Source organism: Ignavibacteriota bacterium (assembly GCA_019637995.1).
In the GTDB taxonomy this organism is placed as follows: Bacteria; Bacteroidota; Ignavibacteria; order Kapaibacteriales; family UBA2268; genus JANJTB01.
Genome location: JAHBUQ010000001.1, coordinates 245,619 through 272,086, shown reverse-complemented (window position 1 = coordinate 272,086; position 26,468 = coordinate 245,619). Strand labels below are relative to the sequence as shown.

Here is a 26,468-nt window from a genome sequence, read left to right as displayed (position 1 = left end):
TGCGACATTTTTTTATAATTTTGTGTCAATGTTTTAATACAGAAAATTAAATATTACTTTTGAATATTTGGCAATTCAAGCCCATAACCCTTTTTCTTGTCCTCAATCTTTAGCAAGTAACCGAATAATAGTGCAAAAACTCCCAAAGATGCAAACACCAACATTGGAATAGTATAGTCATATCTTGCACTAATGTCTCCGCTTGCAAGGCTATCAGCTACTCCCGGATTAACGGCATTTAGAACGATACCAATAAAAGCAGGTATTAATCCTAAGCCCCAGTTCTGTATCAGGAATACTACCGCATAAGCAGAGCCAAGATATCTTTCCTCTACAACTTTCGGCACAGAGGGCCATAATGAAGCTGGTACAAGTGAAAATGCAACTCCTAAAATCATAATAGCGATAATATAAAGAGTCAAACTTGGAGGTGCTATTGCAAAAATCAAGTGAGAAGTAATCAGTAACAAAGCTCCTAACATCATTGTTGATGCAGCTTTACCTTTTTTATCAATAAAACTGCCGATAATTGGTGTTAATAAAATAGTTCCTACAGGTAAAAGTCCTGAAACCCATCCACCAATTTCTGCAGAAACATCAAGTTTGTTCTGCATCATATTTACAGCATATTTTAAGAATGGAAATACTGCCGAATAAAATAAAACGCAAAGAAGGGAAATATACCAGAAAGCCTTATTTGTAACTATTTTACCAAAATCGCTGAATTTAAATTCTTCTTCAGCAGGCTGTCCTGTATTTTCAGCTTTGGTCTGCTTATCAAGTCTCATATCATAGCCAATGACATAAGTCAAAAATGTAAGAAGACCGATAACCAAAAGAGCGCAACCAACTATTACAACTCTACTTGGTTCATTTCCTGCTATCATTGACGAGAAGAAAAATGCCGCTGATGCACCCATTCTGGCAGTAGCCATTTCCATACCCATAGCAAGTGCGAGCTCTTTGCCTTTGAACCATTTTACAATTGTCTTTGATACGGTTATACCGCACATCTCGACTCCAATACCAAAAATAGCGTATCCAACAGAAGCAAGCTTAGCTGAAGCAGGCATCCAAGCCATAAAAGAATCGAAAAAAGTAAAACCAAAACCACCAGAATTGAAATAATCTGTAAGTGCATAAAGTTTGATTACACCACCCAAAAGCATCAACAAGGTTGATAATAATCCGGAAAACCTGATTCCTAATTTATCGAGAATAATACCGGATACCAAGAGAAAACCAAACATATTCAAATAATATTCTGAACCCGAAAAAGTTCCGTAAACTTGTGGATTCCACTTATAATTGACTTCGAGAAGCTGCTGAAGAGGTGCAAGCATATCTACAAAAAAGTAAGCTGCAAGCATTGTGAATGAAATCAACATAAGAGCAGTCCACCTTGCTGATTTCGATTCCTTTAATAAAGTTATTGTGTTAGTCATAATTCCAAAAAATTAATTAAACATTCGCATTATTTTAGAATGCAAATTTAAATAAATTCTATCAATATCCGCACAATATTAATTTTTTATTCCAAGATTATTGTGAAAAGTATTTATTTTTTGTCGTACTCAAGCAATTATATTTAGAAATTTTTATTCATTACTTACAGAGATAAAGAGATTTTAGAATAATTAAAAAGTATGTAGTATATTGTTGTTTACGAAGTGAAGATTACATTCAATCGGGCATTATCAACTGTATGTTAAATAAGTAGAGTAAAGCCAATCAAGTTTGACTATAAATTCATACAAAAATGAAATCTGAATATAAGTAAAATAAGTATATAAAATCAATAATATTATTAAAATTATTTGATTTATTAAGTTTTTTTTTATATTTTAGTACTTTATTAATTATGTATTAAATATACAATTTATGATAAATGTAAAAAATGAACTATTTGATAGTTTCTTCAATTTAATAGATGATTTTGCCTTTGTTATAAGTAACGAAGGACAAATTGTTAAGGCTAATCAAAAAGCTATTGAAACGCTTGGTTTCACAGCGAACCAATTAGAATCTATGAATATTCTAAATATACACCCAGAAGATTTACAATTGGAAGTATTGAAAAATTTCAACGATTTAATGTCAGGCATTCGGGAAGATTGCCCAATTCCATTGAAAGCCAAAGATGGTACACTTTATCCCGTGAGTACAAAAGTAAATAAAATCAATTTTAATGAAAAACAGTACCTTCTCAGTATATGTAAAGATTTGACTGAAATTGCAGTTGCAAACGAAAGATTTCGTGTTGCATTTGAAAACAATCCTTCTCCGATGGCTATATCAGATGCTCTGACTAATATTTATATCAATGTGAATAATTCATTTGTTGATAAATTTGGCTATACAAAGGAAGAGGTTTTAGGAAAGAAAGTTTCTGATATATTTACAAATTCTTATGAATTACAAAATCGTGAAATATTTGATGATAAAATGCAACATAAGAAAATAGACAAAAAACGTATCTATTATAAGAAAAAAGATGGTAGCGATTTTTATGGACTTTTCGATGCTGAGGTTTTCGAATCAGGGGGTAAAAAGTACATAGTTTCAATTATTGAAGATATTACATCAGAACATAAATTACTTGAGGAGTTAAAACGAAATGAAATAAAATGGAAGTTTGCACTGGAAAGTTCAGACCAGGGAGTTTGGGTCTGGGATTTGGAAACAAATGAAACAGAATTTTCTATCAAATGGAAAACAATGCTTGGTTATCGTCATGATGAAATTGATGGAAATCTTGAATCATGGGAAAGGCTTGTGCATCCTGACGATAGAGATAAAACTCATGCAGATATAAAATCATATCTTGATAACAAAACTAAATTTTATGAAAATGTACACAGGCTAAGGTGTAAGGACGGTACATATAAATGGATTGAAGACAGAGGCATAATTACTGAATGGACTGATGACAGAAAACCCAAAGTTATGATTGGTACTCATCGTGATATTACTAAAGAGAAACTTGCTGAAATAGAACTGCAAAAACAAAAGGACGAACTCGAAAGGTTCTTTACTATTAATTTAGATTTACTATGTATTGCTGATACAAATGGCAATTTTTTAAAAACAAATAAAGCATGGGAAGAAACCTTAGGTTACACTACTGATGAACTCAACAAATCAAAATTTCTTGATTTTATTCATCCTGACGATATAGAGAAAACATATAAAGTAATGGCAGAGCTTGAAAATACACAAAATAAACTTTTGAAGTTTGTCAATCGCTACAAAACCAAGAATGGTGATTACCGCTACATTGAGTGGCGTTCTCATCCTTATGGTGATACTTTATATGGTGCTGCAAGAGATGTTACAGAAAGGATTATTTCGGAGGAGAAACTAAGAAAAAGTGCAGAAGATAGTGCTAAACTAAATGACAGTATATCTCAAATGCTTGAAATTAATGAAATTCAAGATGTTTATCAATATATAACAAATCATATTTCTGAATATATTGGTGATACTATTTCACTATGTATTTCAATTAATGACAATTCAACAATACTTGAATCTGTAAGCGGGCTTGAAAATAAGCTACTGATGAAAGTAATCGAAGCAAGCGGATTTCATCCTGTAGGGAGAAAATATAAACTTCAAGAACATTTTAGAAATATTTTCAAAAAAGGTGATTTACATCACTTTGAAGGAGGTCTATATGAATTTTCATCGGGTGATTATCCTAAAAAAGCAATTGATTTAATTGAAAAAATTATCAGTATTAAGGATATTTATACTATTGGCATAAATAAGAATAATTCAACTATTGCAGCTATTCATTTATTTTTGTTAAAAAATAAAGCATTAGAAAATAATTCATATATAAATTCTTTTGTTAAACAAGCCGGTATAGTTCTTCAAAAGAAATTATTAGAAATTGAGCTTAAAGAAAGCGAAGAAAATTATCGCGCTATGTTTGATGGCTCATCAGATGCGTATTTTGTATTTGATGATAATGTAGTTATTGATTGTAATAAAGCCGCCTGCAAATTGTTATTAGCTGAAAAAAATGAGCTAATTGGAATGAAGCCTGATGAATTTTCCCCTGAGTATCAGCCAAATGGACGACCATCCGAAGAATTTGCAAAAGAGCATATTGATTTCACTTATAAGAATGGCAGTAAAAATTTTGAGTGGGTTCATAGAAGATTTGACGGTACTGAATTCTGGGTTGAAGTATATCTTACAACTTTGGAAAGGCAGAATAAGACATTTCTCTTTGCGACCTGGCGGGATATTTCCGATAGAAAAATGGCTGAGAAAATATTATTAGAAAGTGACTTGCTTCTAAGAAAACTCTCAGCTCAACTCCCCGGGGCTATTTATCAATTCCGATATCACGCGGATGGAAGGAATTATATTCCTTTTGCATCTGAAAATATTTGGAATATCTATGAAGTTTCGCCGGATGAAGTGAAAGAGGATGCTTCTAAAGTATATGAAAGAATACATCCTGATGATATTTTAAATGTTAAAAATTCAATTCTTAAATCTTTCGCAAGTTTAGATTTATGGGAAGCAGATTTTAGAGTTATTCTTCCTCAAAGGGGTGAAAGATGGATTCATGGGGTTGCAAAGCCTGAAAAGCTTGATGATGGAAGCGTAATATGGCATGGCTATAATTATGATATTACAGATAGAAAAAATGCGGATTTGGAGCTATTACGTGTGAAAGAGCAATACGAACTTGCAATTAAAGGCACCAATGACGGCATTTGGGATTGGGATATTGAAAATAATAAATTGTATTTATCACCAAAGTGGAAGGAAATTATTGGTTTTAAAGATTCTGAATTACAAAACGCTATTGATACTTTTTATGCTTATATACATTTTCAGGATATTGAAAGAGTTAAAGATAAAATTATTGATTTCCTTGAAAATCGAATTGATAAGTATGAAATCGAATTTAGAATGAATCATAAAGGCGGCTCTGTTAGATGGATTCTTGCAAAAGCAGAAGCGCTAAGACGTCCGAATGGGAAACCATACAGAATGGCCGGTTCTCATAGCGATATCACCGAAAGGAAACAATATCAGGAAGAAATTGAAGATTTGTTGGAAAAATCAAGAATCACAAATGAATTGATAGAATCTAATTTATACCAAAAAAATATTCTTGTCGAAGAATTGGAAGAAATACGCCAAGAACTATCTCAGGTAATTTGTGAAAAAGATAAATTCTTTTCAATCATCGCTCATGATTTATTATCTCCATTTAATGGTTTCTTGGGACTAACAAAAGTTATTGTTGATGATATTGATACAATGAGCACAGATGAAATAAGAGAATTAGTTACTATATTAAGGGATTCTGCAAATAATATTTATGATTTACTTGGTAATTTGTTAAACTGGTCAAGAGTACAAAGAGGGTTAATTGATTATAAGCCAAATAATATTCAATTCGGATATTTGATGGAAAGCATTTTGAATTCACAACAAAGCAATATCAAGCTTAAAAGCATAAAAATAATAAATGAAATTTCTTCGGATTTATCTGTTTATGCTGATTATCATATTATTCATACGGTATTTAGGAATTTAATATCTAACGCTATCAAGTTTACAAGAAATCATGGCACAATATGGTTGAAATATGAACTTGATATTGAAAGGAATTTGTTATCTGTCAAGATAAAAGATTCCGGTATAGGAATACCCGAAAAATTACTTAAAAATCTGTTCAAAATTGGAGAAAAGACAGCCCGGAATGGCACTAATGATGAAAGTTCAACCGGTCTTGGTCTCATACTTTGCAAAGAATATTTAGAGTTGTGCGGAGGCGAGATTTTAATTGAAAGTGAAGATGGTAAAGGAACAGAAGTGACAGCCAAAATTCCAATCAACGAAGATTCAATTCAGAATTAAGAGGTGACTAAAAGCTACTAAAAAAATTATTACCCATAAAACAAGTAAAAAGTCAAATATAATTTGAATATATACAATATTTTAGTTAATTTTGAATAATGGGTTTTGATATTTATTCATAAAGTTTAGGAGTGCCTTATGGAAGATGTAACAGCAGTAGAAACTATGAGCGTTAAAGATTGGGTAATCACATTGATTATCACGGCTATACCTTTTGTTGGTGTAATTATGCTTTTTGTTTGGGGATTTAGCAGCGGACAGAATCAGAATAAAGCCAATTGGGCTAAAGCTACACTTATCGTAGTTTTAATAGCAGTTGTACTATCAATTTTATTCTCTCTACTCTTCGGTGCATTGATATTCTCAGGGCTGAATTCTTATTAATTAGCTTTTTTCTATATCACATCCCAATCTTGAGTATATTTCTCAAAATTGGGATTTTTATTTCGATATAATTCATTATGAAACTTAATATACACTACTATCAGCATGTAAATTACGAAGGTCTCGCACATATACAGAAATGGTGCGATACACGCGGATACAATCTCACCCGAACAAACTTCAAAAGTGAAGAGCCCATTCCCAATCCTGATTTGTATGATGTGCTTATAGTTTTGGGTGGACCTATGTCTGTTCATGACGAATCAAAATATCCATGGCTTATTAAAGAAAAAAAGTCAATTGACAGAGCACTCAATGACGGTAGAAAAGTTATTGGAATTTGTCTCGGGGCACAACTTCTTGCAGAGGTTTTAGGATCTGAAGTAAAACAATCAAAAGAAAAAGAAGTAGGCTGGTTGAATATAAAAATGTCTGACGAATACAAGAATCATCAGCATTTCGATACATTTCCAAAGGAATTTCAGACATTTCACTGGCATGGTGAAGAATTCACCTTGCCACATAACAGTATAAGAATTGCTTCTTCAGATACTTGTGAAAATCAGATTTTTTTATATGGTGATATTGCTGCCGGATTTCAATGTCATCCGGAGCAAACAGAATATTCTATCAGTAGAATGCTTGACAGAGCCGGAGATTATTTAAAACCCGGTAAATATGTGCAAACAAGAGAAGAAATTATAAGAGAAATTCATCATGCACATCTGAATAATAACCTTTTGTCTGATTTTCTGGATTCATTTTTGAAATTAGAATGAAATAGGATATTCTGATAATCGTTAAATTCAAAAGTTATTAATCATCAATATTTATTAGTGCTATGAAACAGGTTTTATCAGTAGCTACGGCAATAGTTGTATCAATTATATTTGTATTTATAATATTATTTGCTTTCAGACTTGGATTCCAGTTTGTAAATTTTTTCAGGTCAATCATGATATTAGGATTAGTTGCGGTTTTTGCAGTTCCATTGTATATTATCATAAGTAAAAAACTATTTAAATAATCAGACTTCGAAATTAGGAATTATATATATGAAAAAAGTCTTACTTTGCTTGATTTTAAGTATATTCACAAGCAATTTGAATGCTCAGAATTCACAGGATTATACAATTGACTTAGCCCGCAAATTTTCAAAAGACTTATTTGAATCGAATGGTGTACCATTTATGGAACCTGTCGTTAGGGTAATCAATTCGACCTCAAATTCCAGATTCTTCACTCAGGCTTATGTCCCTCAGAAAGTCAAGAAGCCATATTTCAGGGTGGGAATTCATGGTATGAGCGGATTGGTAAATGATGACCTTAAAAGCTTTTCACCTGTTATGCCAAGCAGTGAATATAGGTTCGAAGATGTCGGACGCTATATTGAAATGGAAGGACTGAATATAAAAAGACTTGATACAGCCGGACTGATTCACTATTTATTCATGAATATGATGTATGATGGTACGAAAGGAGCAAATGCCGGTTTGATAAAAGTTCCCCAGAGGGCTTCAACAGCTCTCGGCACCGGTGATACGAAATTCGAACTACCACACGAATCCCTTGAGACACTTTTTAAAAATCATCCTTTATATAATTTCCCATTAATTCCACAGGGCATAAAAGACTCCGTTTCTGCTGCTATTGCTAATTTTCCTGAAGTGTTCACACTTTATGGCGGTAATAATTTGAATATGGTATTTGCAGCTATTCCTCAGTTTGAAATTGGCTCACTTTATGGCACAGAATTACTCATAAGACTTATTCCACCGATAAATCTTGGAGAAACAATTGGTGATTTTGCTTTTTGGGGAGTGGGAGTTAAGCATAGTATAAGTCAGTATTTCTTCGATGAGTATGACCAAACAGGAGAGCTTATTCCTGTTTACCAAAGACCTTTTGATATGGCAGTGCAGGTGGTATATCAAGGAACATATCTCGAAAACAAAATTGGTGTTACTCAGGCGGATTTGAAGGCTAATGCATCACTTTTCAGCATTAACTTTCATGCAAGTAAGAGCTTTGAGAATTTATTTGATGTTTATACAGGTATTTCCTACGAAACTATTAACATAACTTCCAAGTATAAATATTTGCTTCCGGTTGAAATTCAGCGTGAACTTGGTCTTCTTGATAAAGACCAGGAATATCCTACTCCGGGATTTCCTGGAGATACTAATCCTCAAACAACTGAACTGACCATAGATGCTTCAAATTTAAGATGGACAATAGGAATAATCAAGCCAATCGGCAATTTTGATATATTTTTAGATTATAGTGTCAGCAGATTTGATATTCTCAGTGGCGGTATTCAATACAGATTTTAGCAGGTAAAAACTTTGAGTAAGTATCTGATAGTTTCAGGTGACCCATCTGGCGATATTCATTCAGCTAATTTGATGCGTGAAATCAGACATCTTGATGCAAGAGCAGAATTCATTGGTATTGGTGGTGAAAAAATGATTTCCGAAGGTCTTCAAAGCATAGCTAAGATGTCAGATGTTGCTGTCGTCGGATTTTGGGAAGTAGCAAAAAAATATACTTATTTCAAAAACCTTCTTGAAGAATGCACATCAATTCTCAAAAATTATAAAATTGACGTATTCATTCCTGTTGATTATCCGGGATTTAATATCCGACTTGCAAGAAAAGCAAAAGATTTATCCATACCTGTGATTTATTATATTGCACCTCAGCTTTGGGCATGGGGTAAAAATCGTGCTAAACAACTTGCAAAAGTTACTGATAAACTTCTTGTAGTTTTTCCATTTGAAGTTAAGTATTTTAATGGGTTTGGAATAGACGCCCATTTTGTGGGACATCCATTGCTTGATAATGAGATTTTATCCGGTAATTTCAAGCCTTTTAACGAAAGGAACGGAAAAGTAGCATTTTTTCCGGGCAGCAGGATGCAGGAAGTTAAAAAGCATTTGAGATTGTTTAGTGAAATTTTAGATTTGAATAATTCAGGGGGATTTAATCTCAATTTTACAATTGCAAAATCAAGTAATATTCCTTTAGAAATATTTTCTGAATTTTCAAAATTCAGCAATGTCGAAATAGCTGAAAATAGCTATGAAATAATACAAAATTCATCAGCAGGAATTATAAAAACAGGTACATCAAATCTTGAAGCAGCTCTTTGCGGACTTCCAATTGCTATGTTTTACAAAACATCATTTTTGACCTATCAAATTGCTCAACGTTTGATTAATTTACCATATATATCTCTTATTAATATTTTATCCAATAAGCCTGTTGTTAAGGAATTCATTCAAAATGATGCAACACCGAACAATATATTATCACATATAAAAATGATTTTAACTGATGAGAATTACTTTAATGCAATCCAAGCTGATTTTAAAAATATTAAGCAGATTCTCGGCGAAAAAGGTGCATCAGCACAAGCAGCAAAAATAATTATCGAATCATTGTAATTTTTTTTTGTTTTCTTTTGCAACTTTTTAGATAGTTGCGACACTTACTTTATGTGTAGAATAAATTACTTTTGCAATATGACAGAATCGGAAAAGAAAACAGAATTTATGAAGCTCTATGATGAGGTTCATACCCCACTTTTAAGATTTGCCCGGGCAATGACTAAAAGCAGGGAGGATGCACGCGACCTTGCTTCCGAGACTATACTTATTGCTTACGAAAAATTTCACACAATCAAAAACAAACAGGCGTTTTTGTCATATCTCTTTTCGATTGCTACCAGAATCCATAAGCGGCGCCGCTGGAGGATGCGTTTATTTAGTGAATATGATGAGACAAAAGCAGAACAAATTATTGCTAATATTTCGCCACCGGATTTATCAACAGATGTTGAAATTCTTTACAATGCTCTTGATAAACTTCCAGAAAAAATAAAAACTGCTCTGATTTTATTCGAAATCTCAGGTCTTAGTATTGAAGAAATTCGTGATATTCAGGGTGGAAGTCTTTCGGGAGTCAAATCAAGACTTTCAAGAGGTAGAGTTATGCTGAAGGAAATTCTAACAGATGACTATTCCAATAACTTCAACTATGTATGTTCAAACAACGGAGTATTGGCAGACCAAAAATCAATAAGTGCAGGTGTGTTATGAAAAATCGAAATTTAAATATTGATGATTTATTCTCAAAGGCAAGGGCTGAAGAGCTGGTATTGAGTAGGAATGATATTGATAATCTTCTTTCAAATTATTCTAAACCTCCTGCTTACGGTTTTTTTGAAAAATTATTCAAAGGAGACAAAAAAATGATTAGTTTAATAGGTGCTACAGCAGCCGCAATAAGTGTTATATTCTTAAGTGCAGTTAATTTTGGAGATAATCAAACTGATAATTCAATCAATGCTGAATTGAATAGAAATATTAATATTCAATCTCATTCAAATTCTCATTCTGATATTTTAAGTAATAACAGAAACCCTGCTGAAAAGGAAACTAAGCTTTCTGAAGCAGTAAATGACCAAGTTACTATTGCCAAAGCAGAGGATATCCCGGAAACTCAAACAATATCCAATGGCAATGATAATTCAGGAATAAATTCTGATATCAAAGGTATAAAGTCGCTAAAGCTAACTCCTGAGGAGATTAAGGCTCTGGGATTTGAGGTTGACCCGACTGGTAGTTTCATAAGTGTTCTACTTAGCAAAAATAATCCAAAACTTCGCAAGATATATGTAGATTGGGGTGTTGGGTATAACGATAAGGATGCAATTATTGAGAATCCCGAAGATTATGTCATTCCAAGAATGATTACAGATAATCGCGGCATGAGAAGAATCGAGATTATTTCTGAAGAAGGTACGGATATCAGTATAGACCAAATGATGAGCACGATGATGGGCTCTGAGAATATGAATTCAATTATTGATGATTTGATGAATTCATTCTCTGATAAAGATATTTTAGATGGAAATAAATTCGATTCAGAAAAATTTATTAAAATGCTTTCTCTACATTTTGAGCAGAATAGTACATATTTTAATAATTTAAAAATTGATTCCGACTCTTCAAAAAAAGTCGTTGAAATGTTGCAAAATTTAAGTTCAGATGATATTCAAAAAATGGTAGAAGATTTATCGGGATTGAAAAACAAGATGAGTAACTTTAAAATACAAATTAATAATTTAACCGGTGATAGTTCATTAAAAAACAAGTCAATTATCGAAAATAAACAAGTTATGATTATTCTTGACCAAAACTCAAATGATACTACAAAAGTTGAGAATAGGGATATTAATGTTTTAGTTGATAAAAGGGAGAAAAATGAAGATGGCTCACTTAAAGATGACCGTAATTTTGAAATAACCTTTAATAATAAAGATGTAAAACCTCTCAAAATTAATCTTCCATCGATTGACATCAACAAGCTTCTTCCTGTGGAGATTTCATTACCAAATGCAAGAGATAAGCAGGGTAATATTCTGAAGGATTTCTCATTCATTCTTTGGTTAAATCTTGATGAAGAAACTTATGAATTAATGCCTGAAAGAATCCGAAATGAAGTGAAACCCGAGTTCGATGCTTTAACTAAGACTGAGGGTGCTGTTTGCGGCTTCTCACCAAATGAAGACGGTGAAAATTATCTTGATATTTGGCGAACTTGTGCCGGTGCGATAGAAGAACTCACTGCCTCACCAAACCCAACTGACGGGTTGGTAAATTTATCATTCCTGTTGAAAGAAAACCGCAATGTTTCGATTTCTGTAAATGATGTTTTCGGCAAGAAGGTTCAGGATGTTGTTGTAAACAGAAGAATGAACAAGGGTGAAATTCTCGAATCGTTCCATCTGAAAGCTCCTGAAGCCGGGATGTATCTTATTGTTGTGCAGACAAATGCCGGAGAACAGGCAGTTCACAGAATAATTCTAAATAAATAATATTATAAAAAGTAGTGCCTGAAAAAAGTCTGAAATTTAAAATTTCAGACTTTTTATTTTTGATATTATTTCAATTTATTGAATAGTATTGAAATTAGAAATTCATAAGGATTAAGCAAATTATCCGGTATTTTCTTAGAAAAAATATTTCCTCCAAGATAATTTTCAGGAAAATAAGGTAAACCTGAATACATTTCAAAATGCAGCATTGAGCAACAATTTGTCATTACTAATGACTTTATGTAATCCGGAGCTTCCTGACTTACCATTTGGACATTAATAACTTTTCCAACTTCTCCGATTATATGCCCCGACTTTATCAACTCACCTTTCGATATAAATATCTCCCCCATTTCGCAGTATTTGAATATTTTTCCATCATTATGTTGAATAGCTGCAAAGTAAGTTTTATTCCAATAATCAACCATATCCGGAGATGTAAAAACTCCTGTTTCAACAACTTCACCATTGAGAACGGCTCTGACTTCAGTCCCAAATTCAGCATATAAATCTATACCGGTATGAATTCTGTCATTACGAAATTCTCCAAAAGACCCGGAACCTGTTTTTGGAAGCAATTTATGATAATTCAGCAATGGGAAACAATACATTTCTCTATTCCAAAACGGTTACTTCTACATCTACTACACCATCACGAAGCATATCGAGCTCTCGAGCAGCAGCATAAGAAAGGTCAATAACCCTTCCTGCAACAAAAGGTCCTCTATCATTAATTCGGACAATAATTTCCTTATTGTTGTTAAGATTTCTTACTCTTACAATAGTACCGAATGGCAGTGTTTTATGAGCAGCGGAGATTTTACTTCGGTCATAGATTTCTCCGTTAGCAGTTTTTCTTCCATGAAATTCATCTCCATAGTATGATGCTTTTCCACGTAAAACAGTTCCCGGCTGCTCAGGCTTTGTGGAAGCCCCCTGCTGAGCTGATTGATTTTGCGGCATATTCACAGTAGAAAATCTAACAGCACTCGAACAAGCACTCAACAAAATTAATACAAATAGAAATAGCAATAATCTCATAACTTAAACCCACAATTTAAAATATTTACTTACGATTATTAATTTCGACAATGCCGCCACCTGTAATAGAAAATACATCACCGGAGTACATAGCATCAGCAGAAGCCGAACCCATCGAAAACTTACCCGGTGATACTGCTCGCATTGTGTAATAAAACTCAGCTGATTTATCAAAATCGAAATATATATTCACTCTGTCATCCCGATAATCATAATGGGTTGGAATTGTCTGATATTTAATCCAAGAATATTTATCAAAATCAAGCAATCTTGGATTATCCACTTCAAATCCTGCCGGGAGTAAATCTGATATCACCATATTATCGGCTTTGAAGTTGCTCTCAAGACCAGAAATTGACAATTTGACAATTACAATATCTCCGGCAATGAATTTATTGCCTTTCATTTCATAACCCTGCCTTGAGAAATAAGTTCTGCTAAGTTTTATATTACTATTTTTTGTTTCGATTTTGCCATCTTTTGGCATACCGGCAGAATTAACAAAATAATACAATTTATCTGAAGTAGATTTTATTTTAAATTTATCGGTTCTGATTACTTCCGATGCAAAATCATCTGTATTGCCTTTGAATGTCAATAAATCCTTCTTCCCGTCGCTTAATATGCCTTCAGAATCACCGTTTGTATCAATTCCTGAAAGCACTTTTCCAATACCAAGAAGAGCAAATACTGCTTCCTGAGTTGTAATCCTTTCTGATTTTGTAAGAAGCTCGCTTACTGATTTTGTAAGTGGTTGAATTCTACGGTCATTAGCGTCAGAACTTGCCAGGATATAGAGTGAAAGTCCCATTTCACGCAATACCGAACCCATTGATGTATTTCGGTATGATGAATAATTTGAGGTACCGACAGAAAAATCTTTCAAAATGTTGCGGTAACTGCTTTCATCTCCGACCATTTTGAATGCACCTGCAAGCAATACTTTTGCTTCATTTGATAAAAATGACAATTGATTCTTATAGAAATTGAGCGTGCTGTAGTCCTGCCTTCCGGACAAGCTGAGTACAAACAAACCGTATATTGCTTCAGTTGGATAATATTGAATCCGACTACTTTGCAGTCCTGTGCTGTTATAATTGTAAACTTTTTTTGAATTAACTGAATTCACTCTCAGGTATGAAATTGCTTTATCAAATACTTTTTCGCTTACAGTATAGCCTGCCTTTTTGGCTTCATACAGGAAATGAGTCACATAAGCAGATGTCCATAAATGTCCATCATAGCCTGATTCCCACATTGTCCAGCCACCATCATAAAGCTGGGTCATGATTGCCCTGTCAATAGCCGAGATAACCAATTTGTTTGCATCCTTCAGCCCTGATTTTCCAGCCCGCACTTTTGAAGCTTTAATCAAATCGGGATAGAAAATCAATGGAAATGCTTTTGAAATGGTCTGCTCCATACAACCGTGAGGATATTCAAGCAAATAATCCATACTGTTGAAAAACTCAACGACCGGAAGTTTACTCATAATGACTTCACTTTTGGAGCTGCCTGATGCAAATTTGTTAGAAAAATCAAAATTTACTTCACCTTTATCATCAAGTCTGCCGCTTTCATAATATTTTGTATATCCAGCCGGATATCTTACCGGTAATTTTATGGTCTGTTTAGCTGATTCACCCCCACCTTTAGCTGTAATATTAAATTCGGCAAGCCCTTCAGTTTTCATAGCTTTTATTGGAATTTCGACTCTTCCCTGAGAATTTCCTTTAATCTTAATGCTACCTGATTTCTTATCCTTAATTTCAAGCAAATTATTTGTTTGAATTTCGTAATTAATATTCTTTTCACTTGAAGTAGTATTTGCGATGCTGACAATTGCAATAGTTTCATCACTTGTTGATAAGAAACGCGGAAGTCCGGTATTTATAATCAGTGGGTCAGCAACAATCATATTTGTATCAGCACTTCCAAAAGCATCATCAATATAAGCAATTGCCGAAATTCTTAAAGAGCCTGAAAAATCAGGAATTTTGAAATTATATTCAGCTTCACCGGCTGCATTAGTCTTTAGAATTCCGCTCCAAAAAGCTACAGGTTTAACTCTTTCATCGGCAAATCTGTTCAGTACAAGATTATCACTTTCTGAAAGGTCATAACTTTCGTCTCCCCCACCGAAACTAAATTTACCAACATTTATTTCAGGAAACAGCAGTTTATAAACATCAAAAGTCAGGACATCAAGCCCCATTTTCTCGTAGAAATACTTAAAAGGATTTGGAGTTTTAGAGCGTTTAATCTGATGAATTCCTTCATCCACAACCGCAATAGTTACATTAACATTCTTCCTTGGCAAAGTTTTAATTTTTACGTTTTGGTTGCTACCTGAACGAACTTTGCTATTAGCCGTGATTGATATCGGAAGTAAAGCAGATTTCTTTTCAACCATCAATGAATGATAGCCGTAAGCAACTGTAATAGGAACATCATCATCTACAATTGGTTTCATAAGCACAGCTGAAATATAAATATTAGGAAGATAATTTTCTTTAATATCCAGTAATAGCTCTGCGGTTCTTGAAGATGTATTCAGAGTATAATTATCGAGAATTCCGTTCCTTTCGATTGTAACAAGCAATCTGCCGTTGAATGGTGTTTTGAAGAGCACTCTTCCTTTGTCTCCAACATTATATTTATCCAGTTCAGTTTCGATGTCAACAAATCCGTCTTTGCTTATTTTGAAATCACCAGATGATACAAATCCTGAACCATAAGCAGTGTACTGTTCAGAAACATAGGTTTCGGCTCCGGGAAGCGAAACCCGCATTTCGTAAATGCCAGAACCTTTAGTTTTGAAATTAACTGCTCCGTTCATACCGTTAATTTCAATCTGACTACTGAGAACAACTTCCTCATTCATTTCACTTTCATATACATAACGGTCATTATATTGCGAATATCTTAATACAGTATTCCATACTTTACGCACTATGACAACATCAGCCAGAGCACGTTTTTCGGGTTTGCCTTCATCATTTACTGCAATCAAAGGAATTTTATAATTTGCATTAGGGTTTAGCCAACTGTCCATTTTGCCAATACCAAGAAAATATGGCTGAGTACTAATCTTAACTATTTTTGAGTTTTTGACGGGGCGATTACCCTCATCAAATACAGTCATCATAACATTTAAATTAATATTACCGAGATTCTGCATTTCAAGCAAATAATCAAGATATATTTCGCCTGATTTATCAGATTTACCGATAAATACATTAGAATTCAATTCATTGTAAAATTCATCAATATTGGTAATTTTAAAATTATAATCTTTTAAATTCTTGTTCTTGAAATCATAAGGCTTGCCTGTGAAACTTACTTCGAATGGTCTTTCAGGAGCAACAGTTCCATAAAAATTCTCAACAAGTGATGAAATAGATATTTTCTCATTTGTATTGTAATGTTCTTTATCAGTCTTAAGGCTAAATTTTATTTTTTCGGGTATGAACTGCTCAATACTTACTTTCGATTCACCAATTTGTTTATTACCAGCAAAGAAAGCCCTTATTCTGTATGTTCCTGTAATTGTAGAAGGAGAAATCTGATAATCTAAACTAAAACCACCGTTATCGTCAGTCTCAGCTACAAACTCTTTGAAGACTTTACCAATTGGCGTTACTAACTGCAATTTAACGGGAACTGATTTAACAGTTTTGCGATTATGATCTCTTAATATGCCGGCAATGTGCATTGTATCGCCGGGTCTGTAGAGTTCTCTGTCACCATAAATGAAAGCTTTATAATCTTCAGGCGAGGAGCCGCTGAGAAAGTCAAAATTAGAATTATCGTATTTGGTTTGATAATCAAGATACAGGTAATTTATATCATTTCCCCTCTCAACTCTAACTAATCTTGGGGTTTTTGCTTTTGAACGCTTTTGCAGATTATTAAACAATGCTACTCCATTAGCATTTGTTGTTGCCTGCTCCATAATTTGATTATTTAGACTGATGAGTGTTACTTTTGCACCGGAAGCAGGTGATGCATTTACAAAAGAACTAACAGCAACGAGCAGGTCGTTATCATTTGTCTTAGCGATTAATCCAAGGTCACTTATGGAAATTATTCTTTCTGTTTGCAAAATTCGGTTTGTACTGTCAATGAACCTGACAATATATATTCCTTTATCGCTGATGTAATCTTTAAAATCTATATTTAATATATATGCGTTATTCTTTTGCTTTAAGCTGCCAAGGTCAATTTTTTTACTTGTGACCAAATCTCCGTATTTTTGTATATTATATTTATAAGTCCAGTCATACTCATCTGTTTCTGGGTCATAGAATTCGTCATAAATTTTTCCACCATTGAATACACTCATAATATTATTTTCATAAACTTTAAATATCAGCATACTCAAATCTTTTACTCCGTGCATATTGAGCGATACATTTCGGCTACCACTTGCTGGGAGATAAATAGCTTCATTTTCAGTAAAGTCAATAAATGGCATCAAATCTGCAAGTTTTACGAATTCTGACTTCTCTTTCTCAAGTTTTTTTCCCAACTTGCTCGGTAAATCAGATTTTAAAGTAATTTTGTACATCTCTCCGGGAGCTATATCTCCACTGATTGTCATAAAATTTCTGTTTACAAAAACCTCTATACCGGGTATTTCAGGTTCAGTTTTAATAAATGCTCTGTAATCACTTGTAATATCTAAGGCTTGACTGAAACTCAAATTAATATAACAAGCGTTAGCATTTGTTTCGGCATTACTCATAGTTACTTCAAAAATATCTGAACCTGTAATAGTAAACTTTCTGGAAAATTCTCTTTTATTTACAGCATTAGCTGCAGAGCCAATTGCAAGACCTTGTTTGACTTTTATTTCTAAATCAATATCACCTTTTTGTGTTAAATTTTTGTCTGAAAAATTGACTTGTAACAGGTTATTTAAATGAATTAGTAATATATCAGGCTCAATTCTCTTGCTATTTACATAAAATTCAAAATGACCTGAGTCAATATGAGTTTTAAAAGGTATATTCATTTTAAGTTCTAAATTAAGAATTGTATTACCGGAAAAACTCTCAAAATCCCAATAATAGCTCAACTCATCAATATCAATTTGTCCTGTATTGAAGGTAAGCACACTATTTGAAGGTAGTAGAATGTCGGATGAATTCTGAGTAATTTCATTTGTCAAAGTGGCAGTATATTCGATTCCGGGCATATAAGAATTTGAATATGGCACGAATCTCAACTCTCTCGGAGAATCCCAGATATAATGTCCTGACAGTTCAGGCTCAAATTGAATGAACTTCTTTCCGTACAAATCCATATTGCCCATTGTCCATACATCTTTATCAAATATAATTTTAATATCAGTATATTCCTGCAGATAATTATTATTTCCAATATTGCTGCTTACAATCACAAGCCGATTTTGGTTACTGCAGGATATCGTAAATACTAATATAATGAAAAATATGACAATCCTTTTCACTTGAGACCCCATTTATTTTTTTAAGAATTTTGACAATATGTTTCTTGATTTATTTTTGAAATTATACAGTTTACACATCATTTTTAAACGGAAAATATTCTGATTTTTTTTGGAAACATAAATATCATCGGCTTCCAGTTTGCCTAAAAACTCATATCCTTTGGAACACATAAATTTGACAATTAAAACATCATCATAATTATTCTCGATTGAAAAACATGAAAATGAAATTTTATCAAAATCAATTGATTTCAAGACCTCCCACTCACTGCCTTCTACATCAATACTGCAATAATCAATGTGATTGATAATCTTCTTTATTAAAATATCTGTTAGATTATAAGCTTTGACATCATAAATCACTTTTTTGCCGCCACGTTCTTTAATTTCATTTTCAATTCTCTCTGAATGTGCAGCATCATAATTCTTTGTAATACCGGTCAGCATTTCAGAAGGACCATCCACATGGGTAATCTGAACGACTCCTTCCTTTTCAGCAATGCAACCCTGAATACAATCGCATTTTCTATTTTGCCTGAGTTTATTAAAAATTGTAGGAATTGGTTCAACACAAATCCCTTTCCAATTACGGTATTTTTCAAAAGTATATGTATTCGAGAAAGTTATTCCGTCATAGGCGCCAATTTCAAGAAAATACCCATTAGTCTTATTTCCTCCGAATATTATCTTATCAACAAATTTATCCTGATTCGATTGCGAAAAATATTCCATTTTTACCTTAATTATTTTTTTTGATATTTTTTACTTAACTTCAGCACCGGCACCAATTTCAATTTCCGGTGAAACGAAGCATAATTTGTTATCTGCACTTGCTGCAAGCATCATGCCTTGCGACTCTTCGCCCATTAGTTTTGCCGGCTTCAGATTTGCTACTACCACAACTGTTTTACCAATTAAATATTCAGGCTCGTAGTACTCAGCAATTCCGGCAAGAATCTGACGCTGCGAATCACCCAAATCAACAATCAATTTCAATAATTTTTTTGATTTTTTGAGTTTTTCTGCAGATATGATTTTAGCTGTTTTGAGCTTGATTTTCTGAAAATCTGTAATATCAATAAGTGGCTCGGGTGCTATAGTTGAATTGGAAATTTTATCACCAAGTTTAGCAATCTGAGCAGATATAACATCATCTTCAATTCTTGTAAATAATATTGCAGGGGTATTTAAATCAGAGCCTTGCTCAACCAAAGGCAGACTCGCTGAATCCCAGAGATTAGTTGTATTAATAGAATCTTCTGATGGAGCACCTGAATAAATCGAGATATTCAATGTTTCAGCAATTTTTGTTGAGGAATTTGGAATAATTGGAGCAACAAGCACAGCAAGACTGCGAACAAGCTGAACGCAGACATAGAGAGTCTTAGCAGCATAATCTTTGTCGGATTTAATTCGCTTCCAGGGCTCTTCATCATTGAAATATTTATTCGATGCCCTTGCCACATTCATAATTTCAGTGATTGCATCTCTGAATCTGAAACGCTCAAATAATTCTGAAGAAGATTTAATCCCTGTAATCAACGCATTAATAACATCAAAATCATTTTTTGAATATTTTTCGATAAATCTTTCTTTGAATTCATCATCACTGCCAATAGCAAGTTTGCCCCAGTCAGTTGGCAAATCAGAAAAATCTGAGCTAAGAACAGGTACTTTTCCTTCAAAATTCTTGAAAATAAATTGTAATGCCCTGTTAACAAAATTACCTAAAATTGCAGCTAATTCGTTATTATTTCTTGCTTGAAAATCTTTCCACGTGAAATCCGCATCTTTTGTTTCAGGCAGATTCATAGCCAAAGTATATCGAAGTGAATCGGTATATTGAGTCTCAGGAAAATCATTAAAGAAATCTTTTAAATCAATTGACCAATTTCTTGATTTGGAGAATTTTTCTCCCTCCAAATTCAAGAACTCATTAGCCGGAACATTATCAGGTAATATATAGTCACCCTTAGCATGAAGATAAGCAGGAAATATTAATGTGTGAAAAACAATATTATCCTTACCTATGAAAGCAATATATCTCGTATCCTCACTGCACCACCATCTTTTCCAGTCCTGCTTATGAGTTTCAGACCAGATTTTTGATGCTGAAATATATCCAAAAACAGCATCGAACCAAACATATAATACTTTTCCGGCGGTTTTCTCTTTTGACAGTCCTTCTATGCCTTCGAGATTTACACCCCACGACATATCTCTTGTTATGGCACGCTCATTGAGTCCGGCTTTCAGCCAGCTCATTGTTTGGTTTATGACATTATCTTTCCATTTACCTTTTTTGCCCTCAATGTAGTTTTCCAAAAATTCCTGAAATTTATTGAACTCATAGTACCAGTGAGAAGTTTTTCTGACTTCTGGTTTTTTGCCGGAAACAATTGATACAGGATTTTTTAGTTCGAGTTGGTTGTAGTATGCCCCACAGCTGTCACACTGGTCGCCACGAGCACGATCATATCCGCAGTTTGGACATTCACCTTCAACATACCTGTCCGGCAGGAACATACCCGCAGAAGAATCATAGAACTGCTCTTCCTCTTTTTCCTTTAGAAATCCTTTTTTGAGGAAATCTTCAAAAAATTCTCTCGCTGTTTGATGATGTTCCGGTAGTGATGTACGGGAGTATATATCAAATGACATCGAAAATTTATTAAAAGCATCTTTATTAGCATTATGGTATTTATCAACTATTGACTGAGGCGAAACTTTTTCTTTCTCAGCTGATATTGTAATTGCTACTCCGTGCTCATCAGAGCCACAAACGTATAGCACTTCATTTCCTGAAATTCTTTGAAATCGGGCAAAAATATCAGCCGGAAGATATGCTCCTGCGGCATGCCCAAGGTGTATGTAACCATTTGCATAAGGTAATGCTGAAGTAATTAGAGTACGTTTTTTCATTTAAAATTAAATATGTTTTATTACAAAAAATACAAACTTCAAAAATATGTAAAATATTGATATAAAGTATTAATTAATTCCCTTATTTTACAAACTTTTTCAGTATTTTTTTATATTCGTTGGTTTATGGTGGAATTTCATATCTTTCAGCATCTTGTTTATGAAAAAAATGAACCGGATCCTGAGTAAATTTTTTGAAGAAGTTTGCATATTTACGACTCAAATAGTTTAGTTGATTTACAAAACTGAAAAAAATTATACTGTTTGTTTACAATCAACAATACTCACATTACTTTTAGAGTATCCAATAATTGTCAGGATGGAAATATTCAAAAGCATTGGAGCCCAAAGTCGTATTTCGTAAGTTACACCACTAAAAAATACTATAGCTATATACGGTAATGACACAACTAAAAATGTAATTATTGCTTTTCTGGATATTGCTTCAGATATTCGGTATAATAGTGATATGAAAAATAATCCGGTGAAAATACCAAATAAATTCAATGGGGAGATAAAATTTTCAATTAATCTGAAATTTTGAAAGATACCACTTTCAAAACCCAAGAAAAATCTCAGTCCAAAATATGTAGCAATAAATGCTAGTGATGGTAATAATATTTTTTGAAAAATTAAAGATAGTTTCTCGCTTCTGTAAAAATAATATGCAATCATAAATGATATCACCAAAGCGGAAGTCTCGCGGTTCAATGTAGCAATCAATATTGAAAACATTATCAAAATAGTCAAATACGTTTTTGTACTTTTTTCATTTATTAGAAATAAATATATTATCAAATTATTGAAAAAATAGGCGCTATAGTCATACGGAACTAATACGTAATGAAATATCGGCAGTATCAAAATATACGAAATAAGTAATAAATATAATTTTGAGGAAATCTTTCTATCAAATAAATTAAATAAAATAAGATAGAAAAAAAGAGCCGAGAGAATAGAAAATACTGTATTGACAGCAAAGTATGAAAAGTAAAAGCTGAGTTCTCCGCTATCATCCATGAATTTTACTATGCGGGTAAGCATATTATCCATAGAATTCAGATTTGTATAATTTGTTAAAATCTTATCAGTTTCAAGTATTAAACTACTACTAAGAATTCTGTATTTATAAATTCCCTTGTCATACTGGCTTATGAAAGTATCCTTACTGAAAACTCCTTCAGTATAACCTGATATATAACCAAAATGTGTAATTACGGTCATAATTACCGGAAGTATGATTATTATCGTAAGTAGTTCATATTTTGAGAATTGCTTATTCATTACCAGCAAACAAATTAAGCTTCAAATTCAGGAGTTAAGCAATCCGGAATCGTGACAAAAAACTTGGTACCCACTGCCGGAGTACTTTCAGCCCAAATTTTACCATTGTGAATTTCAACAAATTCTTTACATATAATAAGTCCCAAGCCTGTACCCTTTTCGTTATTTGTTCCGGGTCTTGATATTTCAGCATCAATTCTAAATAATTTTTCGATTATATCATTATTCATACCAATACCTGAATCTTTAATCACTATCAAATGATTTCCATCGGAATGCGAGTAACTAATTTCAATCAGACCTCCCTGATTAGTAAACTTAACTGAATTATTAGTTAAGTTTCTCAAGATTGTAGCAATCATACTAACATCGGCAACCATAAAAACAGTTTCAGGAATACTAATCTTCAATTTAATATTCTTCATAGTAATCTGCAAAGTGAGATTATCTAATACATTTTGAACAAGATTAAGTAAATTCAAATTAGTAAAATGTGCTGTATTTCTTTTCATTTGTAAATTACCCCAAATGAGAAGATTCTCCAACAATTTATATGTATTCTGGGCGGATTCGAAAACCAAATCAAGATACTCTTTCTTTTCCTCAACCGTTAAATCTTCCTCACGGTTAAGAAGCATTTCAATCAAATTATTTTGCGAAGATATTGGTCCTTTCAGGTCATGCGATATTATCGAAAAGTACTTATCTTTTGTGTCATTTAATTCTTTTAAATGATAATTAGCTGTAGTTAATTCATTATTCAAAATTTCCAGCTTTGCATTCTGACTTTCTATCTTGTTTTTGTTATCTTCTAATAATTTATTGATTTTTTTCATCGTTCTGTTCTTTATAAAATAAAGCACAGCTAATGATCCAATCAGCACTACTATTAATATAGCTATAATAATGTAGTATTGCTGACGATCTGACTGAATTCTAAGGTTTTGATTCTCAATTTCTTTCGATGATAAATCATAATTAGCATTTAGCTCGTTAATCATTCTTTGATTATTTTCGTTGAAAATGCTATCCTTAAGATTATGGTAAATGGACAAACTTTCATAAGAACTCTTATAATCACCTTTTGCAGCATATAAATTGTGTAAAACCTGATAGGCATCTAATAAATGCTTTTTCGTATCATTAGCCTTAAATATTTCTAAAGCTTCATTTAAATATTTTATGGAGTAGTCGTAATTTTCAAGTAAATCATAAACTTGTGATATTCCAAGGAGTGAAACACCCATTCCAATTTGGTCGTTTGCTATTTTTTTTATTTCAATTGACTTATTGAGGCTTTCTATCGCTTCGCCATAATTTTTCATACCTGCTAAATAAACGCCTTTATTGTGATACGCTGTACTTAGTCTTGTTACAATTTTCAACTTTTCGTAAATGCTAATTGATTTATCAAGATATTCTATTGCTAAATCTAATGAATCCAATGATTTATAAACATTTGCAAGATTGTTGTAAACCATTGAAAGTCTTTCTTCCTGCTTAAGCTCAATAAATATTTTTTCTGCGTCAAAATAGTATTGTTTTGAACGGCTTAAATTTCCTGCTTCGTGATTGATTATACCCAAAGTTATATAATTTGAACCTAAAAGAGCAGTTAAATCATTTTCCTTGCAAATATCAATTGATTTGTTCAAATAATTGATTGATGATGTATAATCTCCCAGTCTCAGAAAATTTATACCGAGATTCATATAAACATTTGCTTTGAAAAACGGCTTGGTTAAATCATCAAATATATTTATTGCTCTTAACAGAATTTCATTTGACTCCTGCAACTTAGATGTTTTTGCAAAAAATATTGATTTTTGAATATAGAAATTTATTCTATGGTTATTGTCATTAAGTTTTATTGTTAAATCATCTAAAGTATCTATAAATTCAGCAGCTTTTGAGGGGTTTGTTTTAGATAAATAATCAATAATATCAACTAATCCATCTACTTTTAATGAATCAATATTTGAAACTTGGTAATATCTAACAAGCGAATCCAGCTTATCATCCGTTTCGGACTTGATATGCCAGGTAGAAAAAACTACAAAAATCATTAAGAAATTAACTAATTTCATCTTAACATTGATAATATAAATATTATTTCCATTTTTTGTTAATGATTCAGAATACAAATATAATAATAAATAGTCTAATGAATGCATTAATAATTATCAATAAATTATATTCATTGTCCTTAAACAGATCGCAGAACAGTTATACCTGTGTTATTTTTAATTCCTTTAAGATATTCTGATAGGTAAATATCCAATACTACTTTTTTCTTTTTTGATGAAGCGTGCAATAGTTGAATTTCTTCCTTATCATTTTTGAAGGCAAATCCTATATGAGCATAATCCAATCCGGGAATTGATGTGGTTATTGCAATTATATCGCCGGATTCGATACCGGATATTTTTCTACTTAGTTTATTTTTAGGAATATAATAATACTCACGGCTATTAATTGCTTCTTCCTGCTGTTTTATAACTCTTACAAGCTCTGGATTGTCTTTCAAAGCATTATATTTATCAAAATTCTTACTCATAAAGAAAGTATCGAACTTAATAATTTCACCACCAATATTTTTGGTAATGTCCTTTGTTATATTATTTTTCGTATTCTCATAAATCCAGTCGGCTGTATAGTGTAATCTTGAAGAATAACCATCAACGATACCATTTCTGTATCTTGTTTGTTTAACCTGCTCAACTAAATCATCAAAATCATATTTTTTTGATTTAATGCATTTGGCAATTCCCAAAACTGTTTCAAAATATGTAACGCAGTCTAATTTATCCAAAAATACTGAGCAGGTTTCAACGGAATTTGCATCAAGAGTACCACCAACATAAGGAACATCAATGAATTCCATTGCAATATTTGTGATTAGTTGATTCAATTTAAGTTGTTGCCATCCGTTATTGCGGATTTTTGATATAATTTTAAAATAAGCCGGGTTACCACTGTTCTGCCCAAAAAGTAATGTGTGAGCAGGTGTTAGAAGCAATGCTGCTGTACCAAACATTTTCAATATTTCACGTCTTGAGAAATTCATAATTTATGTGTCACTTCCTAATAAATATGCATCATCGTTTAATAAATCATCACTTTGTGCAGCCAATTTTCCTAACTCATCACATCTTTCATTCTCTTTAATTCCAACATGAGCTTCGACCCATTGAAATTTCACGTTATGATGGCTGATTTCTTCAGCAAGCTGTTTCCATAAATCACTGTTCAAAACCGGCTGCTTGTTACTTTTCTTCCAACCTTTTTGAATCCATGATTTAAGCCAGAATTTATTGATTGCATCAACGATAAGACGAGAGTCGGTATAAATAGTTATATCATAGCGTTTATTTTTGTTAACGGCTTTAAGTGCTTCGATTACTGCCATCAGTTCCATACGGTTGTTGGTCGTATGTCTGAATCCTTGGGATATTTCTTTTCTTCTGGTGCCGCTCATCAGTACGGCAGCATAACCGCCTCTTCCCGGATTGCCAAGGCATGAGCCATCGGTATATATTGTTATTGCAGAATTAGCTTTCATATTAAATCATACATTTGAAAAATGATTTAACA

18 protein-coding genes are annotated in these 26,468 nt (G+C 32.7%); 7 read left to right on the top strand and 11 right to left on the bottom strand.

All coding sequences use genetic code 11. The annotated features are described in order from the left end of the window. Window positions 1-53 precede the first annotated feature (53 nt). Window positions 54-1,445: an MFS transporter gene (locus tag KF896_01030; GenBank protein MBX3042277.1), complete on the bottom strand. Its 1,392-nt coding sequence runs from the start codon at window positions 1,443-1,445 to the stop codon at window positions 54-56. A gap of 436 nt (window positions 1,446-1,881) precedes the next feature. Here KF896_01030 and KF896_01025 point away from each other — a divergent pair, with 436 nt between their 5' ends. From KF896_01025 to KF896_01015, 3 genes are all read left to right on the top strand, one after another. Beyond that, window positions 1,882-5,889: a PAS domain S-box protein gene (locus tag KF896_01025; GenBank protein ID MBX3042276.1), complete on the top strand. Its 4,008-nt coding sequence runs from the start codon at window positions 1,882-1,884 to the stop codon at window positions 5,887-5,889. Window positions 5,890-6,027: 138 nt separating this feature from the next. Further along, window positions 6,028-6,273 (top strand): hypothetical protein, encoded by a 246-nt coding sequence (locus tag KF896_01020; GenBank protein ID MBX3042275.1) that lies wholly within the window; start codon window positions 6,028-6,030, stop codon window positions 6,271-6,273. Window positions 6,274-6,350: 77 nt separating this feature from the next. After that, window positions 6,351-7,052: a type 1 glutamine amidotransferase gene (locus tag KF896_01015; GenBank protein MBX3042274.1), complete on the top strand. Its 702-nt coding sequence runs from the start codon at window positions 6,351-6,353 to the stop codon at window positions 7,050-7,052. A 37-nt stretch (window positions 7,053-7,089) separates the two neighbouring features. Here KF896_01015 and KF896_01010 read toward each other — a convergent pair whose 3' ends face one another. Further along, window positions 7,090-7,278 (bottom strand): hypothetical protein, encoded by a 189-nt coding sequence (locus KF896_01010; GenBank protein ID MBX3042273.1) that lies wholly within the window; start codon window positions 7,276-7,278, stop codon window positions 7,090-7,092. Between the two features lie 50 nt (window positions 7,279-7,328). Between KF896_01010 and KF896_01005 the strand changes: the two genes are divergently transcribed. From KF896_01005 to KF896_00990, 4 genes are all read left to right on the top strand, one after another. Next, a complete protein-coding gene (locus tag KF896_01005; GenBank protein MBX3042272.1) occupies window positions 7,329-8,606 on the top strand; it encodes a hypothetical protein in 1,278 nt (425 codons plus the stop codon). 12 nt (window positions 8,607-8,618) lie between these two features. Next, complete coding sequence (gene lpxB / locus KF896_01000) at window positions 8,619-9,719, top strand: lipid-A-disaccharide synthase (protein MBX3042271.1); 1,101 nt, start codon at window positions 8,619-8,621, stop codon at window positions 9,717-9,719. Window positions 9,720-9,797: 78 nt separating this feature from the next. Continuing rightward, window positions 9,798-10,373 carry an RNA polymerase sigma factor gene (locus KF896_00995; GenBank protein ID MBX3042270.1) on the top strand — a complete coding sequence of 192 codons (576 nt, stop codon included), beginning with the start codon at window positions 9,798-9,800 and terminating at the stop codon, window positions 10,371-10,373. Continuing rightward, a complete protein-coding gene (locus KF896_00990) occupies window positions 10,370-12,154 on the top strand; it encodes a T9SS type A sorting domain-containing protein (GenBank protein MBX3042269.1) in 1,785 nt (594 codons plus the stop codon). Before KF896_00995 ends, KF896_00990 begins: the two co-directional genes overlap by 4 nt. A 65-nt stretch (window positions 12,155-12,219) precedes the next feature. On the opposite strand, the gene KF896_00985 is transcribed toward KF896_00990, so the two are convergent. The 9 genes from KF896_00985 to rnhA form a co-directional block, all read right to left on the bottom strand. Continuing rightward, window positions 12,220-12,765 (bottom strand): M23 family metallopeptidase, encoded by a 546-nt coding sequence (locus KF896_00985; protein MBX3042268.1) that lies wholly within the window; start codon window positions 12,763-12,765, stop codon window positions 12,220-12,222. A 4-nt stretch (window positions 12,766-12,769) separates the two neighbouring features. Next, window positions 12,770-13,117 (bottom strand): septal ring lytic transglycosylase RlpA family protein, encoded by a 348-nt coding sequence (locus tag KF896_00980; protein MBX3042267.1) that lies wholly within the window; start codon window positions 13,115-13,117, stop codon window positions 12,770-12,772. A 103-nt stretch (window positions 13,118-13,220) separates the two neighbouring features. Next, window positions 13,221-18,668 (bottom strand): hypothetical protein, encoded by a 5,448-nt coding sequence (locus KF896_00975; GenBank protein MBX3042266.1) that lies wholly within the window; start codon window positions 18,666-18,668, stop codon window positions 13,221-13,223. 12 nt (window positions 18,669-18,680) lie between these two features. Then, window positions 18,681-19,400, bottom strand: a complete 720-nt coding sequence (locus KF896_00970) for an FkbM family methyltransferase (protein MBX3042265.1) — start codon at window positions 19,398-19,400, stop codon at window positions 18,681-18,683. 30 nt (window positions 19,401-19,430) lie between these two features. Beyond that, window positions 19,431-21,590: a methionine--tRNA ligase gene (gene metG, locus KF896_00965; protein ID MBX3042264.1), complete on the bottom strand. Its 2,160-nt coding sequence runs from the start codon at window positions 21,588-21,590 to the stop codon at window positions 19,431-19,433. A 255-nt stretch (window positions 21,591-21,845) separates the two neighbouring features. Beyond that, window positions 21,846-22,874: a hypothetical protein gene (locus tag KF896_00960; protein MBX3042263.1), complete on the bottom strand. Its 1,029-nt coding sequence runs from the start codon at window positions 22,872-22,874 to the stop codon at window positions 21,846-21,848. Window positions 22,875-22,888: 14 nt separating this feature from the next. Continuing rightward, window positions 22,889-24,961, bottom strand: a complete 2,073-nt coding sequence (locus KF896_00955) for a tetratricopeptide repeat-containing sensor histidine kinase (GenBank protein MBX3042262.1) — start codon at window positions 24,959-24,961, stop codon at window positions 22,889-22,891. A gap of 119 nt (window positions 24,962-25,080) precedes the next feature. Then, window positions 25,081-25,941 (bottom strand): DUF1460 domain-containing protein, encoded by an 861-nt coding sequence (locus KF896_00950; GenBank protein MBX3042261.1) that lies wholly within the window; start codon window positions 25,939-25,941, stop codon window positions 25,081-25,083. 3 nt (window positions 25,942-25,944) lie between these two features. Continuing rightward, the gene (gene rnhA / locus KF896_00945) at window positions 25,945-26,436 is read right to left on the bottom strand and encodes a ribonuclease HI (protein MBX3042260.1); all 492 of its coding nucleotides are present in this window, start codon (window positions 26,434-26,436) and stop codon (window positions 25,945-25,947) included. Window positions 26,437-26,468 lie beyond the last annotated feature (32 nt).

What these genes read in the sequence shown, in the direction of transcription:
- KF896_01030 (MBX3042277.1), bottom strand. Translation starts at nt 1,445, where the DNA reads ATGACTAACACAATAACTTTATTAAAGGAATCGAAATCAGCAAGGTGG.
- KF896_01025 (MBX3042276.1), top strand. Translation starts at nt 1,882, where the DNA reads ATGATAAATGTAAAAAATGAACTATTTGATAGTTTCTTCAATTTAATA.
- KF896_01020 (MBX3042275.1), top strand. Translation starts at nt 6,028, where the DNA reads ATGGAAGATGTAACAGCAGTAGAAACTATGAGCGTTAAAGATTGGGTA.
- KF896_01015 (MBX3042274.1), top strand. Translation starts at nt 6,351, where the DNA reads ATGAAACTTAATATACACTACTATCAGCATGTAAATTACGAAGGTCTC.
- KF896_01010 (MBX3042273.1), bottom strand. Translation starts at nt 7,278, where the DNA reads ATGATAATATACAATGGAACTGCAAAAACCGCAACTAATCCTAATATC.
- KF896_01005 (MBX3042272.1), top strand. Translation starts at nt 7,329, where the DNA reads ATGAAAAAAGTCTTACTTTGCTTGATTTTAAGTATATTCACAAGCAAT.
- KF896_00995 (MBX3042270.1), top strand. Translation starts at nt 9,798, where the DNA reads ATGACAGAATCGGAAAAGAAAACAGAATTTATGAAGCTCTATGATGAG.
- KF896_00990 (MBX3042269.1), top strand. Translation starts at nt 10,370, where the DNA reads ATGAAAAATCGAAATTTAAATATTGATGATTTATTCTCAAAGGCAAGG.
- KF896_00985 (MBX3042268.1), bottom strand. Translation starts at nt 12,765, where the DNA reads ATGTATTGTTTCCCATTGCTGAATTATCATAAATTGCTTCCAAAAACA.
- KF896_00980 (MBX3042267.1), bottom strand. Translation starts at nt 13,117, where the DNA reads ATGCCGCAAAATCAATCAGCTCAGCAGGGGGCTTCCACAAAGCCTGAG.
- KF896_00970 (MBX3042265.1), bottom strand. Translation starts at nt 19,400, where the DNA reads ATGGAATATTTTTCGCAATCGAATCAGGATAAATTTGTTGATAAGATA.
- metG (MBX3042264.1), bottom strand. Translation starts at nt 21,590, where the DNA reads ATGAAAAAACGTACTCTAATTACTTCAGCATTACCTTATGCAAATGGT.
- KF896_00960 (MBX3042263.1), bottom strand. Translation starts at nt 22,874, where the DNA reads ATGAATAAGCAATTCTCAAAATATGAACTACTTACGATAATAATCATA.
- KF896_00955 (MBX3042262.1), bottom strand. Translation starts at nt 24,961, where the DNA reads ATGAAATTAGTTAATTTCTTAATGATTTTTGTAGTTTTTTCTACCTGG.
- KF896_00950 (MBX3042261.1), bottom strand. Translation starts at nt 25,941, where the DNA reads ATGAATTTCTCAAGACGTGAAATATTGAAAATGTTTGGTACAGCAGCA.
- rnhA (MBX3042260.1), bottom strand. Translation starts at nt 26,436, where the DNA reads ATGAAAGCTAATTCTGCAATAACAATATATACCGATGGCTCATGCCTT.